Consider the following 16,333-nt stretch of genomic DNA (forward strand, 5'->3'; position numbering starts at 1 on the left):
GGCGCATGAGGAGGCCCGCATGACCTATGAGACGATTGAACTGGAGTCGCACGGCCGCGTCGCCCTGGTGCGGCTCAACCGGCCGCAGGCGCTCAATGCGCTGAATGCGCTGCTCATCAGCGAACTCGATTGCGCGCTTGCCGGCTTCGCGGCGGACGAGGGCGTCGGCTGCGTCGTCATCACCGGCTCGGAGAAGGCCTTCGCCGCCGGCGCCGACATCAAGGAAATGGCCGACAAGAGTTTCGCCGACGCCTTCTTGAGCGACTTCATCGGCCGCTGGGACACGTTGGCGCGCTTCCGCAAGCCGACCATCGCCGCCGTAGCGGGCTTTGCGCTCGGCGGGGGCTGCGAGCTCGCCATGATGTGCGACTTCATCATCGCCGCCGATACGGCCCAGTTCGGCCAGCCCGAGATCAAGCTCGGGGTCATTCCCGGCGCCGGGGGCACGCAGCGGCTGACCCGCGCCGTGGGCAAAGCCAAGGCGATGGACCTTGTTCTTACAGGGCGGATGATGGGGGCGGAGGAGGCCGAGCGCGCGGGGCTCGTGGCGCGGGTGGTCCCCGCCGCCGACCTCCTTTCCGAGGCGCTCAAGGCGGGCGCGGCCGTCGCCGCCATGTCGCTGCCGGCGGCGCTGATGGCCAAGGAGGCGGTGAACGCCGCCTTCGAGACCACTTTGACCGAGGGCGTGCGATTCGAGCGGCGGCTGTTCTACTCTCTCTTCGCCACGGAGGATCAGAAAGAGGGCATGGCCGCATTCGTGGAAAAGCGCAAAGCCGGCTTTCGCCACCGGTAAGGGACGCGGAAGCGGGCGGCCGCCATTGACGAAATGAGGCCTCCCGCTTATAAGGCGCGCGACGTGGCCGCGATTTCGCGGCCGCAACGGTTTTTGGCCGCCATCGCGGCCGCCCACAGCTTCGAGGACAGATAGAACATGGCCAATACTGCTTCGGCCAAAAAAGCCGTTCGCAAGATCGAGCGCCGCACGGCGGTAAACCGCGCGCGCCGCAGCCGCATGCGCACCTTCGTGCGCAAGGTCGAGGAGGCGATCGCCTCGGGCGACGCGTCGGTCGCCGCCGCCGCCCTGCAGAGCGCCGTTCCGGAAATGATGCGCGCCGCGCAGAAGGGCGTCCTTCACAAGAACACGGCGTCGCGGAAGGTGTCCCGCCTCAGCGCCCGCGTTAAGGCGCTTGCCGCCAAGTAGGCGGGCATTGTGCAAGTTTAGCGCGCAAAATGCCTCGTTCGCGGTTACAAAGCCCACAAAAAAGGCCCGGCTCAGCCGGGCCTTTTTTTATTCGTCTCGCGCCTGCAGCAGGAAAGACACAAGCCGTATAATTTTTTTCACGGGAAAGTTGTGATCAGGCAAATTCGCCATGATTCAATCTGTTGCAACCAAGACCCCGAGAGAGCGTCGTCAGCGCCCCTCTTGACAGGCCTCCCCGGCGAAATTGCGCCGCTTAAGCGCGCGATCGCGCCGCCTGCGACGTTTCGATCGTACACGCGTCGAATCATAAATTTAGAAAGACATTAGTCGAAGGCGCGCGCAGGATGGCGCCAAAGACGCGGCAAAAGCGCGACGCTGGGGCGCCGGGGTCGTTGCGAGAAGACGGCCTCGCGTGTAGGTTCTTTTGTGTCGAACGAAAGAGATCGACGCCTGACCAGATCAGCTTTCGGCTGAGCGCACCAAAGGAGCGACGTCGTGTCGGTATCCTGCCTCAAAGAGCCAAGGCTTCAGGCGTCTGATCGTCTCCCTTCCCGTTCGACCTGATTCAAACAGTCTGAGTTCAGGGCGCGTGCGCTCTGTGTGTAATCTAGTGCAAATCCGGGTTCTGTTCGATCCCGGGAACCGGGGGCTTTGTCATGACGGAACTGCGGCGAACCAATGTGATTGGCGTGCTGCGTACCGAGCGCGATGGCGTCGCGCGACTTTGTGTTGCTTCCGTTTTTTGCGTTGGTTTCAGTAAAGACGACTCCAAGCCAAACGCCAGCGGCGTGGGGTGCGCGGTGGGACCGCCGCGCTAGCTTTTTCCAACACCCGGCGTTCCGCCGCGGCGACACGTATCTGACTTCAGGAAAGGGCGCTGCTCGCGTTTTGTGACGCGGGGATTTGGCGCCGTGCGCAATTTTTGGAAAGCACAATGTCGAACCGAGAGATGCGGGCTGACGAAATCCCCGCGGAGCACCAAAATCGATGGGAACGCGTTCGCCAGCGACTTCGCGCCGAACTCGGCGACGCTGTCTATAATTCCTGGTTCACGCGCCTCGAACTCGATCGCGTCGAGAGCGGCGCCTTGCACCTTTCGGTGCCGACCAAATTCTTGAAGAGCTGGGTGCAGTCCCACTATGCGTCGCGAATCAAGGCGCGCGCGGCCAATGAATTCGACAAGATCGAACGTGTCGTGATCGACGTCCGGTCGACAGCGCGCAAGCCGAAGTTGCGAGAGGCGGCGGCGGAGCGCGAGCCCGACGCGCCGACGCTTATTTTTGAAAAGACGCCTGCGCAGGCGAACGGCGTCGAGGCGGCTGACGTCGTCATGGCGCCGCGCCGCACGATGCGTGCGCCCGCCAGGGCCGACGGCGACGCGCTGATCGGCTCTCCGCTCGATCGGCGTTTGTCTTTTTCGACCTTCCTGGTCGGACCCTCCAATCAACTCGCCTACGCCGCCGCCTGCCGCGTAGCGGAGGCGCGTCCGGGCGACACGCCGATGTTCAACCCGCTTTACGCGCACGCCGCGGTGGGGCTCGGCAAAACCCATCTGCTGCAGGCGCTCGCCCACGCGACCAACGACAATCGCCGCCGGGCGGTCTATTTGACGGCGGAGCGTTTCATGAGCGGCTTCGTAGCGTCGCTCAATTCACAGACCTCGATCGCCTTCAAGGAAAGACTGCGCGCGATCGACATGCTGATCATCGATGACGTGCAGTTTCTGCAGGGCAAGTCCATTCAGCAGGAGTTCTGTCACACGCTCAACGCGCTGATCGACGCCGGCCGACAGGTGGTGGTTGCGGCGGACCGTCCGCCGTCCGACCTGGAGACGCTCGATGAGCGGGTTCTATCCCGCTTCAAGGGCGGGCTCTGCGTCGATATCGGACCGCTCGACGAGGCGCTGCGCGTCAAGATTCTATCCGCGCGCATTTTTGCCGCGCAGGAGGCTAATCCAGGTTTCCACGTGCCGCCGGAGGTCGTCTCTTACGTCGCGCGCACCATCATCACAAACGGCCGCGATCTCGAAGGCGCGGTTAACCGCCTTCTCGCGCATGTGACGCTCAATGGCGCGCCCTTGACGGTCGACACGGCCGAAACGGCGATCCGTGATCTCGTGCGCACGCAGGAGCCCAAGCGCGTCAAGATCGACGACATTCAGAAGCTCGTCGCGTCGCACTACAATATCTCGCGCGCCGACATTCTCTCCTCGCGTCGCACCGCGAATGTCGTGCGCCCGCGGCAGATCGCCATGTATCTGTCGAAAGTGTTGACGCTGCGCTCGCTGCCCGAGATCGGCCGGCGCTTCGGCGGCCGCGACCATACGACCGTGCTACATGCGGTGCGCAAGATCGAAGAGCTCGTCTCCAAGGACAAGAGCCTCGCGGAAGTCGTCGATTTGTTGAAGCGAATTCTGAGCGAGCAGTAATGCGCAGGCGTTCGTCCCGCCCGCAAGGAAAAGCGTAGGACTCTGAAGCGTCTGCGTCCCGGCGTGGATGGCCGGGACGAGCAGCCCGGCCGCGCCGGCGGAGCAGGTTATCGACAGCGCTTCTGGCGTTGCGGCTATTTGCCGGTCTTCACCGTCGTCCAGAGGCGCGTGATGAATTTCTGCTCGGGCTGATTGGGCGTCGTCACGGTGAAGAGGCGGCGCATGGTCGATTCCGGCGGATAGACGCCCGGATCGTCGGCGATGGATCTGTCGATGAGCGGGCGCGAGGGGCCGACGCCATTGGCGAAATTGGTCGCCTTGGTGTTGCGCGCCGCGACGTCCGGCCGCAGCATGTAATCGATGAACTGATAAGCCTCCTTGACATGTGGCGCGTCGACGGGGATGGCGAAATTGTCCATTGACATCAGCGTGCCTTCCGCCGGGATGACGTAGGCGATATCGACGTCGGCGCCGGCCTCGCGCGCGCGGTTGCGCGCCTGCAGGCTGTCGCCCGCCCAGCCGATGGCGAGGCAAATGTCGCCATTGGCGAGCGCGTTGATATATTCCGACGAGTGGAATTTCTTGATGTAACGGCGCAGTCCCGAAAGATGGTCGGCCGCGCGCTTCAAATCGGCCTCGCGCTTCGAATTGGGATCGAGCTTGAGATAATTGAGCGTGATCGCGAAAACGTCCTCGGGACTATCGAGCACATAGACGCCGCAGTCGGCGAGTTTCTTCAAGGCTTCCGGCCGCAGCACCTGGTCCCAGCTGGTGATCGGCTTGCCGAGGCGCTGCGTGATCTTGGCGACATTATAGGCGACGCCGGTCGTGTACCACATGTAGTTTACGGCATGCGCGTTGCCGGGGTCGTAACGCGACAGCCGGCCGTCGATCTCGCTCCAGATATTCGCCGCGTTTGCGAGCCGTTTGCGGTCGATCGGCTGCAGCACGCCCGCCTTGATCTGACGCTCCAGGAAGGTCGCCGAGGGCACGACGATGTCATATCCGGTGGCGCCGGCGAGAAGCCGCGACTCGAGCATCTCATTGGAGTCGTAGGTGTCGTAGACGACCTTGATCCCCGTCTCGCGGGTGAAATTCTCCAGCACGCCCGGATCGATATAGTCGCTCCAGTTGAAAATATTGACGACGCGCTCGGCCCCGGAGGCGGGCGCGCAGGCGAAGGCGAAAAGCAGAGCGGCGAAAAACTTCTTCATGAGGCGGCGGCTTGTTGAGGCGGCTCGCGCCGCTGGACGATCGAGAGAGATTATCACGCCCGCCAAGGGCTTGGCGACGGGCGCGGGCATGCCGTTTCTGGACCCGGACGCGCTTCCCGCAATGTAAACAACGACTCAAACTATTTTAATAAATTGCAGTTTTGCTGAAGCCTTCGAAAGGACGTCCATAAGGACGAAAAGATGTCAGTAATAGCCAAGCTCATTTACTTCAGTTCTTTACTTCCGGGCGGGGCGCGCAGCGCAGCCCCGCCGCTTTCCGACAGGCGCGAGCCGACAATCGGCGACCCTTTCGAACGCGCGGTCGTCGAGTTTCAGCGGCATATCGAGGACAGCAAGAACGACTCGACCGCCTTTTCGGGGAGAGACCTCTACATTTATCTTCATCTGATCCGGTCGTGGTTCAAATATCTGAGCCTGAAGCACCAAAACGACCGCGCGACAATCCAGAACATGAAGGAGAACTACGTCGAGTATATTCTATGCATGAAGGAAATGCAGAAATGCGGGTTTATCTTCGTCAAGGGCGGGGGCGCGGAAACCTATAGGGACCGCTATGCCGCCGCAAAGAAGATAAAGGAAGAAATCGAGCGCGCCTTCGCCGACGCCCTCGGCGACGAGGCGGCGCGCGAGCTGAAGACCATCAAAGACCTCCCATGCCGGTGCTTCAACAGGCACGGCGATAAGGCGCCGGAGGGATATTGGTTCAGCAAATATGAGACGGACGTAGAGAAAATTCCGGACGCAGAGAGCGCCCTCACCTAGCAGGCGGCCAGGCTCCCGCTTGAATTGCTCCCCCGTCGACCTGCCGGCCACGCCCGAGGCGCTTGCCTTTTGCGTGGTTAGGCGCTTCAACCGCCCGCGAGCGGCCGTTATGCTCGCCAACCCGTCCGAATCGTTGAGTGGAAGCTCCCATGCGCCTGTCCCGTTACTTCCTGCCCATCCTGCGCGAGACGCCCAAGGAGGCCGAGATCGTCTCGCATCGGCTGATGCTGCGGGCGGGCATGATCCGGCAGGAGTCGGCCGGCATTTACGCCTGGCTGCCGCTGGGCCTCAAAGTGCTGAACAACATCAACCGCATCATCCGCGAGGAGCAGAACCGGGCGGGCGCCGTCGAATTGCTGATGCCGACGATCCAGTCGGCCGATCTGTGGCGCGAATCCGGCCGCTACGACGCCTATGGCAAGGAGATGCTGCGCATCGCCGACCGGCATGACCGGGAAATGCTGTTCGGCCCGACCAACGAGGAGATGATCACGGAGATTTTCCGCGCCTATGTGCGCTCCTACAAGGATCTCCCGCTCAATCTTTACCATATCCAGTGGAAGTTCCGCGACGAGGTGCGCCCGCGCTTCGGCGTCATGCGCTCGCGCGAATTCCTCATGAAGGACGCTTACTCCTTCGACCTCACCGCCGAAGCCGGCCGCCATTCCTACAATAAGATGTTCGTGGCCTACCTGCGCACGTTCGGGCGCATGGGGCTCACCGCCATTCCGATGGCCGCGGAATCCGGCCCGATCGGCGGCAATCTGAGCCACGAATTCATCATTCTCGCCGAGACCGGCGAGAGCGAGGTGTTCTGCCACAAGGATTTCCTGTCCTTCCCGCCGCCGCCCGCAAACATCGATTTCGACGATGTTGCGGCCCTCGAAGGGATCGTCGGCCAATGGACGAGCCGCTACGCGGCGACGAGCGAGATGCATGACGCGGGCGCCTTCGCCGCCGTGCCGGCCGAGTCGCAAGTTTCTGCGCGCGGAATCGAAGTCGGCCATATTTTCTACTTCGGGACCAAATATTCCGAACCCATGAAGGCCGTGGTCAACGGCCCCGACGGCAAGGAGGTCGTCGTGCAGATGGGTTCCTACGGCATCGGCCCTTCGCGTCTCGTCGCCGCGATCATCGAGGCCAATCACGACGACGCGGGCGTCATCTGGCCGGAAACGGTCGCGCCCTTCCATGTCGGCGTGGCCGATCTGAAGGTCGGAGACCCGACGACCGGAAAGGTCTGCGCCGAACTGGTCGAGCAGCTCGAAAACGCCGGGCTCGACGTGCTCCATGACGATCGCGACGAGCGGCCGGGCGGGAAGTTCGCCACGCTCGATCTCATCGGTCTGCCATGGCAGATTCTCGTCGGCCCCAAGGGGCTCGCCGACGGCCGCGTCGAGGTGAAGAACCGGCGCACCGGCGAGCGTGAGCTGCTGTCGCCCGCAGAGGCGGCGGCGCGAGTCGTCGCCGCGGTCAAGCAGGCGGGCGCATGAGCGAGACCGGAGCCGCCCCGACGCCGCAGGACGGCGCCAGGGCCTTCTCGCCTTTCGAATGGATGGTGGCGCTGCGCTATCTGCGGGCCCGCCGTGCGGACGGCTTCGTCTCCGTCATCGCCGGCTTTTCCTTCCTCGGCATCATGCTCGGCGTCGCGACGCTGATCGTCGTCACCTCGGTGATGAATGGATTTCACCGCGAGCTCATGGACAAGATCATGGGCGTCAACGGCCACGCCTTCCTGCAGGCCGTCGAGACGCCCTTCACCGACTGGTCAGAGGTCGCCGCGAAGACCTCGGCCGTGCAGGGCGTCAAGCTCGCCGTTCCGATGGTCGAGGGCGCGGCCGGCATTTCGACGCAGTTCGGCCAGTCGGGCGTCTTGGTGCGGGGCGTGCGAGAAAACGATCTTTCCCGCCTGCCGGGCATCGCCGGCAATGTGAAAAGCGGCGCTCTCAAAGGATTTGACAAGGGCGAGGGCGTCGCCATCGGCCAGCGTCTCGCCGAGACGCTCGGCGTCTCCGTTGGCGACAAGGTGAGCCTGCTCGTCGCCAAGGGCGCGCAGACGCCCTTCGGCGTCGCGCCGCGCATCAAGGCCTATACGGTGGCGGCGATCTTTTCGATCGGCATGTCGGAATTCGACAATGTGTTCGTCTACATGCCGCTCGCCGAGGCGCAGCTCTTCTTTAACAAGGCCAAGGAGGCGACGGTCGTCGAGGCTTTCGTCGACGATCCCGACGAGATGGACCTCTTTCGCGCGCGCCTCGACAAGGCGGTCGCGCGGCCGCTCATCGTCACGGACTGGCGTCAGCGCAACAAGACCTTCTTCGACACGCTGCAGGTCGAGAAAAACATCCTCTTCATCATCCTCACGCTCATCGTCATCGTCGCGGCCTTCAACATTATCTCCGGCCTGACCATGCTGGTGAAGGACAAGACGCAGGACATCGCCATTCTGCGCACCATGGGGGCGTCGCGCGGCGCGGTGCTGCGCGTTTTCCTCATCATCGGCGCGTCGATCGGCGTCATGGGCGCCCTCGCGGGCTTCCTGCTCGGCCTGCTGATCGCCAAGAATCTCGACACGATCCGGGTGGCGCTGAACAAGGCTTTCGACGCCAATCTTTTCCCGGCGGAGTTCTATTTCCTGTCGCGGCTGCCGGCGATCGTCGACATGCGGGAGGTGACGATGATCGTCGCGATGACTCTGGCGCTCGCCGTTCTCGCCTCGATCTACCCCGCCTGGAAGGCCGCCTCGCTCGATCCGATCGAAGCGCTCCGGCACGAATGAGCGCAGAAGGCCAAGGCATGAGCGACGCCGTTCTCGAATTGCGCAACATCGCCCGGCATTACCGCGAGGGCGAGGCGCGTCTCGACATTCTGGTCGACGCCAATCTCGCCATCTATCCCGGCGAGACGGTGGCCCTCGTCGCGCCCTCGGGCGCGGGAAAATCGACGCTGCTCCATATCGCCGGCCTGCTCGAGCGGCAAGACAGCGGCGAAACCCTGATCAATTCGGCGCCGACCTCCAGCATGAGCGACAATGATCGCACGAGGCTGCGCCGGGACGCCATCGGCTTCATCTACCAGTTCCATCATCTGCTGCCGGAATTCACGGCGCTGGAGAATATCGTCGTGCCGCAGATGATCTGCGGTCTCGCCCGCAAGGAGGCGGAGGCCCGCGCGCAGCAGTTGCTGGAGTATCTGCGGCTTGGGCCGCGCGCCTCGCATCGGCCGTCCGAGTTGTCGGGCGGCGAGCAGCAGCGCGTCGCCATCGCCCGCGCGGTCGCCAATGCGCCGCATCTTCTGCTTGCCGACGAGCCGACCGGCAATCTCGACCCGCGCACGGCGGAACATGTCTTCGCGACGCTGATGACGCTCGCCCGCCACTCCGGACTCGCCGCGCTCATCGCGACCCATAATCTCGACCTCGCCAAACAAATGGACCGCCGCGTAACGCTACGCGACGGTCGCATCGAAGAACTGACGTAAGGCCTCTGCCAGCTGCGCGGTCGACCCCCTCGCGGTGGAGGCGCCGCCGTGGCGGCTCCTCAGCAGCGGGGGCCTGCCGATCAGGCGGCCTTCTTCTTGTCGTGGATGAAGTGCTTGTACCACAAGCCGAAGCCCACCGCGGCCGCGGCGCCGAGCACGAGGAAGGTCATCAACTCCTTGTTGGCGGTGAGGCCGACGGAGAAGGGGAAGCGGGCGACATATTCTTTGCTGCCGTCGTCGCTCTTCGCCTTGACGATGCCGATATATTTGCCTTCGTTCACGAAATTGTGGTCGAAGGTCAGCGTGCCGGTCTTGTACTTCTTCGGCGGAGAATAATATTCGGTATTCGCCTCGAGGTTCTCGTTGTCGTCCTTTTGGCCGACGTCGCGCAACACGCGCATCTCGAGGTTCATATCACGCAATTCGTCCTGCTGCGCGTCGAGGGTGATGATGGTCGGGCCCGCATCGGGGATGTCGTCACAGAACTGCTCGCGCGACTTGAGCGGCTGATAGCCCGTGAAGCTCATCGTGTCCGGCCCGATTTTCATCAGGCACTGCCCCTGGTTGGAGCCGACGTCGCCGTGAGCGTGCGCCTGAGCCACCCAACCGACCGTCGCCAACGTCATGGCGACGAGAAAGCGCATTTTCATCTTAGTTTTCTCCCTTACCAATTATTTGCCGCTTCTTGGCCAGCGGGCGCTCCTTTACGTGATCGTCGCCACGGGACGAACCGCAGGACGACCCCTTGCCCGGGCGGGCGGGGAGCCGCCTGATTAGCAGCTTGTGGTTAGCATATATCAATTCAAGGGCGCCTGTCTTGCGACCTTCAGCCACACACGAATGCGCCAAAAGGGTAAAAGCGGCGGCGGGTTCTTATACGCAACGCAAAGCCCCGCAGCAGACATTTCGCCCAGTGGACCAACGCGAAGCCTTAATGTAAAGGTCAAGTCGGGCTTTCGCCACACCAAACCACGGCGTCAGCCGACGTCGAACCAGGTCGCGAGTCCCGCGGCTTCATGCTCCAATATGTCGTCGTGGATCGCCCATTTGCCTGGGGCGTCGGCGATGAAGGAGACATGCTTCGTCTTTCCTGCGGGAATGATGACGCCGTTGCGCCAGTACGGCTCCCAGCCGTCGTCGAGATCGTGAAGAAGCCGCATCGCATGCCCGTGCACATGCATTGCGAGCGGAACCTTGGATTTGTTGACATAGCCGAGTGTGACGGGCGTTCCGGGTTTCACCCGGAACAGCGGCGGCCCTTCGTAGCCCTTGGTTGCGGCGCCGTTGATCGTCCAGCCGCCGGCGCCGACGTCGATGGCGAGGTCGACCTTCTTGGCGTTGTTGAGCTTGATTTCCGGCGGCAGCGTCGGATTTTGCGGCAAGGAATAAATGAGGCCGCGCCGCTCGGCCTTGGCTCCCTTGGCCGTCGCCACGAGCAAGTCGCTGTCCGCGCCGCCCCCGCCGCGCAACATGACGCGCGCCTTGGCGCCTTCCGTCGGCGGCATGTCGAAGATGAGTTCGAAGCGCGCGCCGGGCGCGACCGGAATGCTTCGGCGCACCGGCTCGAAAGCGTCGCACGGCTGGCTGTCGATCGCGACGACGAAGGGCTGCACCCCATCGAAGGTCAAAATCATGATGCGGGCGTTGGCGAGATTGGCGAGGCGCAGCCGCACGCGGGAATTGGCTGGAAAGTCGTAGGTCGCCGGCGCCGCCTTGCCGTTGACGGCGAGGAGCGGGCCGATGCGCCCCGCGCCCTGCGCCGCCGCCGCATCGCCGAAGGCCCCTTCGATCTTCCCCTTGGCGTCGAGCCGCCAGTCGTCGAGGACGAGCAGCAGGTCATGGTCGGCGGGCAGGGGCTCCGGCTCGTCGACGATCAACAGGCCCTTGAGGCCGCGGCCCATCAATTCGGGCGTCTTGCCGTAGACGCTCGGCCGGTAGCAGAAGAGGCCGGGCTCCGTAAGCTTGCGCCGGTAGTCGAAGGAGCCGCCCGGCGCAACGGCGGGCTGAGTCAGGGGGGCGACGCCATCCATGGCGTTCTCCCCGCGCAGGCCGTGCCAGTGGATCGAGGCGGGGAGATCGAGCTTGTTGACGAAGTGGACGTTCAGCTCCTGTCCCTGCTTGTAGCGGAGCACGGGCCCGGGCGAGACGCCGTCGAAGCCGAGAATGTCGGTCTCCCCGGCTGGCGCCAGCGCCGCCATTCCCGGCCGCGCCTCGAGCGCCCGGGGGCCGAGCGGCGCCGTGGCCCCGGCCGGGAGCGCCAGGACGGTGGCGGCGGCGCCGGAGAGGAAGGCGCGGCGATCGAGCGAGGGCATGGGCGGTTCTTCCGTATCTTGGCGGGATTTCCCTATGACCGACGAAATGAGAGGGGGCAACCTAACCGCGCTTCCAGGAGCACGCAGGCCAGCCTCCGCTTGCCCGGCAAACCGAGAATCGCTTGCGTGTTCGTCGTCCGGAATTCAGCTTCGCCCCGCTTCCGCGCCGCGCCGGTCGGCCAGCGCGGACTTTAGCGGCCAGACCCCGAAACGCCTCGTATTTTTTTCGAGCATCCTGCGCCGACCATGCTATAGAGCGGCGCCCGCGCTCGCGGGCGTTCGGGTTTCGCGGCGGGTCCGAATGGGGCCGCTCTCGCGGGCGTGGCGGAACTGGTAGACGCGCCGGATTTAGGTTCCGGTGACGAAAGTCGTGGGGGTTCGACTCCCTCCGCCCGCACCAAAGGCCGCAGTTTCGCGGAAATTATCGACATAACCGCCCGGGCGCGCGCCGGCGGCATTGAAGTTGTAGAAGGCGATCGACAATGCAAGTGACGCAAACCTCCTCGCAGGGTTTGAAGCAGGAATTCAAGGTCGTGCTGCCGGCGGCGGACCTCGCGGCCAAGCTCGGGGCGCAACTCGCCGAGGTGCAGGCCAAGGCCCAGATCAAGGGCTTCCGTCCCGGCAAAGCGCCGATCGGCCATCTCAAGAAGCTCTATGGCAAGAGCATCATGGGCGAGGTGCTGCAGGAGGCGGTCAACGAGGCCAACCGCAAGATCGTCGAGGATAACGGGCTGCGAATCGCGGTCGAACCCAAGCTCGATTTCCCCGGCGGACAGGACGAGGTGGAGCGCGCGCTGGCGGCCGAGGGCGATTTCGCCTTCACCGTCACCTTCGAGACCCTGCCGAAGTTCGAAGTCGGCGCGCTCGACGACATTGCGCTCGAGCGCCCCGTCGCCGAGGTCGGCGATGACGACGTTGACGCCGCTCTCAAGAATCTCGCGGACCGGGTTCAGGAGTTCGAGCCGCGCGCCGAAGGCTCCAAGGCCGAAAAGGGCGACAAGCTCACGATCGACTTCACCGGCAGGCTCGACGGCGTGCCCTTCGAAGGGGGCACGGGCGGCGACATCGACATCGTGCTCGGCTCCGGCACTTTTATCCCCGGTTTCGAGGAGCAGCTCGAGGGCGCCGGCGTCGGCGACCAGCGGCTCGTCAAGGTCAAGTTCCCCGACGACTATTCGGCCGCCCATCTCGCCGGCAAGGACGCGGAGTTCGACGTGACGGTCAAGGGCGTCGCCGCGCCGAAGGCGATGGAGATCGGCGAGGACCTGGCCAAGAAATACGGCTTCGAGAATTTCGAGGCGATGAAAACCGCCGTGAAGGGCAATCTCGAAGCGGACTTCCACAAGGTCTCGCGCGACCGCCTGAAGCGCGCCCTGCTGGACGCGCTCGACGGCCGTTATTCTTTCGAACTGCCCGAAACGCTCGTCGAGCAGGAGTTCAACAATATCTGGCAGCAGCATGAGGCCGAGGCCCGCCGCAGCGGCCAGCCGCTCGCTGAGGAAGGCAAGACCGAAGAAGAGACGCGCGCCGAGTTCCGCAAGATCGCCGAGCGTCGCGTGCGCCTTGGCCTCGTTCTTGCTGAAATCGGCCAGAACGCCGGCGTGAAGGTCGAGGACAAGGATCTGACCGAGGCGCTGGTCGAGCGCGCCCGAATGTTCCCGGGCCAGGAAAAGCAGGTCTGGGATTTCTACCGCAACAACGAGCAGGCGCTCGCTCAGCTGCGCGCGCCGATCTATGAAGAGCGCGTCGTCGATCACATCTCCAAGCTGATCAAGATCACGGACAAGCCCGTGACCAAGGACGAGCTCTTCAAGGAAGAGGATGAAGCGTAAGCTTCGTTTGCGTCCCGTCGCGCTCCGGCATATGACGGGACAATGATATGGACGGCGGGGGGCGGCCTCCGCCGGCAAGGCCGTGCGGCGGTCTTAGGAAGGCGATGCGATGCGTGATCCGATCGAGGTCTACAACCAGTATCTCATTCCCCAGGTGATCGAAAACACGTCGCGAGGCGAGCGCGGGTTCGACATCTATTCGCGTCTTCTGCGCGAGCGGATCATCTTTCTTACCGGGCCGGTCGAAGACCATATGGCTTCGGTGATCATCGCGCAGCTCTTGTTCCTGGAATCGGAAAATCCGAAGAAGGAAATCTCGCTCTACATCAACTCGCCGGGCGGCGTGGTGACGGCGGGCCTCGCCATCTACGATACGATGCAGTTCATCAAGCCCAAGGTTTCGACGCTCTGCGTCGGGCAGGCGGCGTCGATGGGCTCGCTGCTGCTCTGCGCCGGCGAGGCGGGGCTGCGCTTCGCGTTGCCGAACGCCCGCGTGATGCTGCATCAGCCGTCGGGCGGCTTTCAGGGCCAGGCCTCCGACATTCAGCGCCACGCGGAGGACATCCTCAAGGTCAAGAAGCGGTTGAACGACATCTACGTCCGCCACACCGGCAAGGATTATGACCTGATCGAGCGCACGCTCGACCGCGATCATTTCATGTCGGCGGAGGAGGCCAAGGCGTTCGGCATTGTCGACAGCGTGCAGGAGAAGCGCGCCGAGAGCGAGACAGAAGCCAAGTAAAATTCAAAAGGGAGAGGCGCGGAACCGCTATCGATCAGAATAGCCGCCGCGCCGGAGCGTCCGAGGATCGAAAGGGCAATTGGGGCTCGCATGTTTCGCAAAATTTTGATCGCCAACCGTGGCGAAATCGCCTGCCGCATCATCAAGACCGCGAAGAAGATGGGCATCGCCACGGTCGCCGTCTATTCGGACGCCGACGCTGACTCGCTCCACGTCGAAATGGCGGACGAGGCGATCCATCTCGGCCCCCCGCCCGCCGCGCAGTCCTATCTCCTGATCGACAAGATCGTCGCCGCTTGCAAACAGACCGGCGCCGAGGCGGTTCATCCGGGCTATGGCTTTCTCTCCGAGCGCGCGGCTTTCGCCAATGCGCTGAAAGAGGCGGGGATCGTCTTTATCGGCCCCAATCCGCGCGCCATCGAGGCGATGGGCGACAAGATCGAATCGAAGAAATTCGCCTCCGCCGCCAAGGTGAGCGTCGTGCCGGGCTATCTCGGCGTCATCGAAACGCCCGAAGAAGCGGTGCGGATCGCCAAGGACATCGGCTATCCGGTGATGCTGAAGGCCTCCGCCGGCGGCGGCGGCAAGGGCATGCGCATCGCCTTCAACGACGCCGAGGTCGTCGAGGGCTTCACGCGCGCCCGCTCCGAGGCGGCGTCCTCCTTCGGCGACGACCGAGTCTTCGTCGAGAAATTCATCGTCAATCCGCGCCACATCGAAATCCAGGTGCTCGGCGACAAGCACGGCAACGTCATTCACTTGAATGAGCGTGAATGCTCGATTCAGCGCCGCAACCAGAAAGTTATTGAAGAAGCGCCGTCGCCGCTGCTCGACGAAGCGACCCGCGCCGAAATGGGCGCCCAGGCCGTCGCGCTCGCCAAGGCGGTGGATTACGACTCTGCCGGCACGGTCGAATTCGTCGCGGGCCAGGACAAGAGCTTCTACTTCCTCGAGATGAACACCCGCCTGCAGGTGGAGCATCCGGTCACTGAGCTCATCACCGGTATCGACCTCGTCGAGCAGATGATCCGCGTCGCGGCCGGAGAGCCGCTGCAGATCAAGCAGGAGAACGTCAAGATCAACGGCTGGGCGGTGGAGAGCCGCATTTACGCCGAAGACCCGACGCGCAACTTCCTGCCCTCGATCGGCCGACTGGTGAAGTATCGCCCGCCGGAAGAGCGCAAGGACGGCGGAATCACGGTGCGCAATGACACCGGCGTCACCGAGGGCCGCGAGATTTCGATCCATTACGATCCGATGATCGCAAAGCTCGTGACTCACGCGCCGGATCGTCTGCGCGCCATCGTGGCACAGGCCGACGCGCTCGATCGTTTCGTGATCGACGGCATCCGCCACAATATTCCGTTCCTGTCGTCGCTGATGCAGAGCGCGCGCTGGCGCTCTGGAAATCTGTCGACGGGCTTCATCGCCGAGGAATATCCCGAGGGCTTCTCCGCGCCGGCCCCGATCGGCGACGTCGCCTGGACGCTCGCCGCCGTGGCGACGCTGATGGATCACATCGGCAACGCGCGCAAGCGTCAGATCAGCGGCCAGCTGATGAACGGCCGGCCGGTCGAATTTACCCGTGACCGCGTCTGCATGTTGGGCGAGGCCCGCTTCGACGTGCAGCTCGAGGAGCAGGGCGAGGCCCTCGTCGTTCGCTTCGCCGACGGCGACAGTCGCGCCCATCGTATTTCGTCGCAGTGGCGGCCGGGCCACGAGCTGTTCGTCGGCGACGTCGACGGCCACACGGTCTATGTGCAGGCGCGGGCGATCCTCAACGGCTACGAACTGTCTCATCAGGGCGTCAGCGTTCCGGCCCGCGTCTATACGCAGCGCGAGGCGGAGCTTGCCGCGCTCATGCCCAAGAAAAAGGACGCCGGCGCGTCCAAGCATCTGCTTTGCCCCATGCCGGGTCTGGTCAAGACCGTGGATGTAACGGAAGGGCAGGAGGTCAAGGCGGGCGAGGCGCTTTGCATGGTCGAGGCGATGAAGATGGAGAACGTGCTGCGCGCCGAGCGCGACGTGACCATCAAGAAGATTCTCGCCAAGCCGGGCGACAGTCTCGCCGTCGACGCGGTGATCATGGAATTCGCCTGAGGCGGCTGCGCGGCAGGCGTCTCGAAGCACGAGGGCGTCTGTTGCGATTTGTCAGCGGTCCATCACCGATTCCGTCAGCGGGGCGAGCGTCATCCACGCGACGCGAACCGTTGAAATGAACGCGCCATATACCGGACAGTCACCGGCGCAGACCCCCCGAGGCTTCCGCCCGGTCGGCCGCCCGGACGGTTGCGGGCGCCTTTCAAAGACATTCTTTTTAGTCTATAAGATTAGTGGACAA

General features: G+C 63.7%; 13 protein-coding genes and 1 tRNA gene. 11 read left to right on the forward strand and 3 right to left on the reverse strand.

Annotated features, from left to right (window positions below):
• Window positions 1–19: 19 nt before the first annotated feature.
• The 3 genes from ACETII_RS15675 (at window position 20) to dnaA (ending at window position 3,629) form a co-directional block, all read left to right on the forward strand.
• Window positions 20–793 (forward strand): enoyl-CoA hydratase, encoded by a 774-nt coding sequence (locus tag ACETII_RS15675; protein ID WP_363347514.1) that lies wholly within the window; start codon window positions 20–22, stop codon window positions 791–793.
• Window positions 794–931: 138 nt separating this feature from the next.
• Window positions 932–1,201, forward strand: coding sequence for a 30S ribosomal protein S20 (gene rpsT, locus ACETII_RS15680; RefSeq protein ID WP_363347516.1), 270 nt, complete (start codon window positions 932–934; stop codon window positions 1,199–1,201).
• 934 nt (window positions 1,202–2,135) lie between these two features.
• Window positions 2,136–3,629 (forward strand): chromosomal replication initiator protein DnaA, encoded by a 1,494-nt coding sequence (gene dnaA / locus ACETII_RS15685; protein ID WP_472786116.1) that lies wholly within the window; start codon window positions 2,136–2,138, stop codon window positions 3,627–3,629.
• 134 nt (window positions 3,630–3,763) lie between these two features.
• Here the strand turns inward: dnaA and ACETII_RS15690 are convergent, their stop codons facing one another.
• Window positions 3,764–4,843, reverse strand: a complete 1,080-nt coding sequence (locus tag ACETII_RS15690) for a polyamine ABC transporter substrate-binding protein (protein ID WP_472786117.1) — start codon at window positions 4,841–4,843, stop codon at window positions 3,764–3,766.
• Window positions 4,844–5,044: 201 nt separating this feature from the next.
• Here ACETII_RS15690 and ACETII_RS15695 point away from each other — a divergent pair, with 201 nt between their 5' ends.
• From ACETII_RS15695 to ACETII_RS15710, 4 genes are all read left to right on the forward strand, one after another.
• On the forward strand, window positions 5,045–5,626 hold the full coding sequence (locus tag ACETII_RS15695; protein WP_472786118.1) for a hypothetical protein: 582 nt from the start codon (window positions 5,045–5,047) through the stop codon (window positions 5,624–5,626).
• 149 nt (window positions 5,627–5,775) lie between these two features.
• Window positions 5,776–7,119, forward strand: a complete 1,344-nt coding sequence (proS, locus tag ACETII_RS15700) for a proline--tRNA ligase (protein ID WP_472786119.1) — start codon at window positions 5,776–5,778, stop codon at window positions 7,117–7,119.
• Window positions 7,116–8,405 (forward strand): lipoprotein-releasing ABC transporter permease subunit, encoded by a 1,290-nt coding sequence (locus tag ACETII_RS15705; RefSeq protein WP_472786120.1) that lies wholly within the window; start codon window positions 7,116–7,118, stop codon window positions 8,403–8,405. The genes proS and ACETII_RS15705 overlap by 4 nt, the downstream gene beginning before the upstream one ends.
• Before the next feature lie 17 nt (window positions 8,406–8,422).
• On the forward strand, window positions 8,423–9,106 hold the full coding sequence (locus ACETII_RS15710) for an ABC transporter ATP-binding protein (RefSeq protein ID WP_363347528.1): 684 nt from the start codon (window positions 8,423–8,425) through the stop codon (window positions 9,104–9,106).
• Between the two features lie 80 nt (window positions 9,107–9,186).
• On the opposite strand, the gene ACETII_RS15715 is transcribed toward ACETII_RS15710, so the two are convergent.
• Both ACETII_RS15715 and ACETII_RS15720 read right to left on the reverse strand, forming a co-directional pair.
• The gene (locus tag ACETII_RS15715; RefSeq protein WP_363347530.1) at window positions 9,187–9,756 is read right to left on the reverse strand and encodes a hypothetical protein; all 570 of its coding nucleotides are present in this window, start codon (window positions 9,754–9,756) and stop codon (window positions 9,187–9,189) included.
• Between the two features lie 327 nt (window positions 9,757–10,083).
• On the reverse strand, window positions 10,084–11,418 hold the full coding sequence (locus ACETII_RS15720) for a multicopper oxidase family protein (RefSeq protein ID WP_363347532.1): 1,335 nt from the start codon (window positions 11,416–11,418) through the stop codon (window positions 10,084–10,086).
• Between the two features lie 315 nt (window positions 11,419–11,733).
• On the opposite strand from ACETII_RS15720, the gene ACETII_RS15725 reads away from it, so the two are divergent.
• The 4 genes from ACETII_RS15725 (at window position 11,734) to ACETII_RS15740 (ending at window position 16,092) form a co-directional block, all read left to right on the forward strand.
• A tRNA-Leu gene (locus ACETII_RS15725) sits at window positions 11,734–11,818 on the forward strand.
• 82 nt (window positions 11,819–11,900) lie between these two features.
• A complete protein-coding gene (gene tig / locus ACETII_RS15730; protein WP_363347534.1) occupies window positions 11,901–13,250 on the forward strand; it encodes a trigger factor in 1,350 nt (449 codons plus the stop codon).
• 109 nt (window positions 13,251–13,359) lie between these two features.
• On the forward strand, window positions 13,360–13,992 hold the full coding sequence (gene clpP / locus ACETII_RS15735; protein ID WP_363347536.1) for an ATP-dependent Clp endopeptidase proteolytic subunit ClpP: 633 nt from the start codon (window positions 13,360–13,362) through the stop codon (window positions 13,990–13,992).
• Window positions 13,993–14,082: 90 nt separating this feature from the next.
• Window positions 14,083–16,092 carry an acetyl-CoA carboxylase biotin carboxylase subunit gene (locus ACETII_RS15740; protein ID WP_472786121.1) on the forward strand — a complete coding sequence of 670 codons (2,010 nt, stop codon included), beginning with the start codon at window positions 14,083–14,085 and terminating at the stop codon, window positions 16,090–16,092.
• Window positions 16,093–16,333 lie beyond the last annotated feature (241 nt).

The sequence above is a fragment of the Methylocystis sp. NC52PC genome, from assembly GCF_055698645.1.

Coding starts and splice junctions, on each gene's coding strand:
- ACETII_RS15690 (WP_472786117.1), bottom strand. CDS start 4,843: ATGAAGAAGTTTTTCGCCGCTCTGCTTTTCGCCTTCGCCTGCGCGCCC.
- tig (WP_363347534.1), top strand. CDS start 11,901: ATGCAAGTGACGCAAACCTCCTCGCAGGGTTTGAAGCAGGAATTCAAG.
- ACETII_RS15705 (WP_472786120.1), top strand. CDS start 7,116: ATGAGCGAGACCGGAGCCGCCCCGACGCCGCAGGACGGCGCCAGGGCC.
- dnaA (WP_472786116.1), top strand. CDS start 2,136: ATGTCGAACCGAGAGATGCGGGCTGACGAAATCCCCGCGGAGCACCAA.
- ACETII_RS15720 (WP_363347532.1), bottom strand. CDS start 11,418: ATGCCCTCGCTCGATCGCCGCGCCTTCCTCTCCGGCGCCGCCGCCACC.
- ACETII_RS15740 (WP_472786121.1), top strand. CDS start 14,083: ATGTTTCGCAAAATTTTGATCGCCAACCGTGGCGAAATCGCCTGCCGC.
- ACETII_RS15695 (WP_472786118.1), top strand. CDS start 5,045: ATGTCAGTAATAGCCAAGCTCATTTACTTCAGTTCTTTACTTCCGGGC.
- ACETII_RS15710 (WP_363347528.1), top strand. CDS start 8,423: ATGAGCGACGCCGTTCTCGAATTGCGCAACATCGCCCGGCATTACCGC.
- clpP (WP_363347536.1), top strand. CDS start 13,360: ATGCGTGATCCGATCGAGGTCTACAACCAGTATCTCATTCCCCAGGTG.
- ACETII_RS15675 (WP_363347514.1), top strand. CDS start 20: ATGACCTATGAGACGATTGAACTGGAGTCGCACGGCCGCGTCGCCCTG.
- proS (WP_472786119.1), top strand. CDS start 5,776: ATGCGCCTGTCCCGTTACTTCCTGCCCATCCTGCGCGAGACGCCCAAG.
- ACETII_RS15715 (WP_363347530.1), bottom strand. CDS start 9,756: ATGAAAATGCGCTTTCTCGTCGCCATGACGTTGGCGACGGTCGGTTGG.
- rpsT (WP_363347516.1), top strand. CDS start 932: ATGGCCAATACTGCTTCGGCCAAAAAAGCCGTTCGCAAGATCGAGCGC.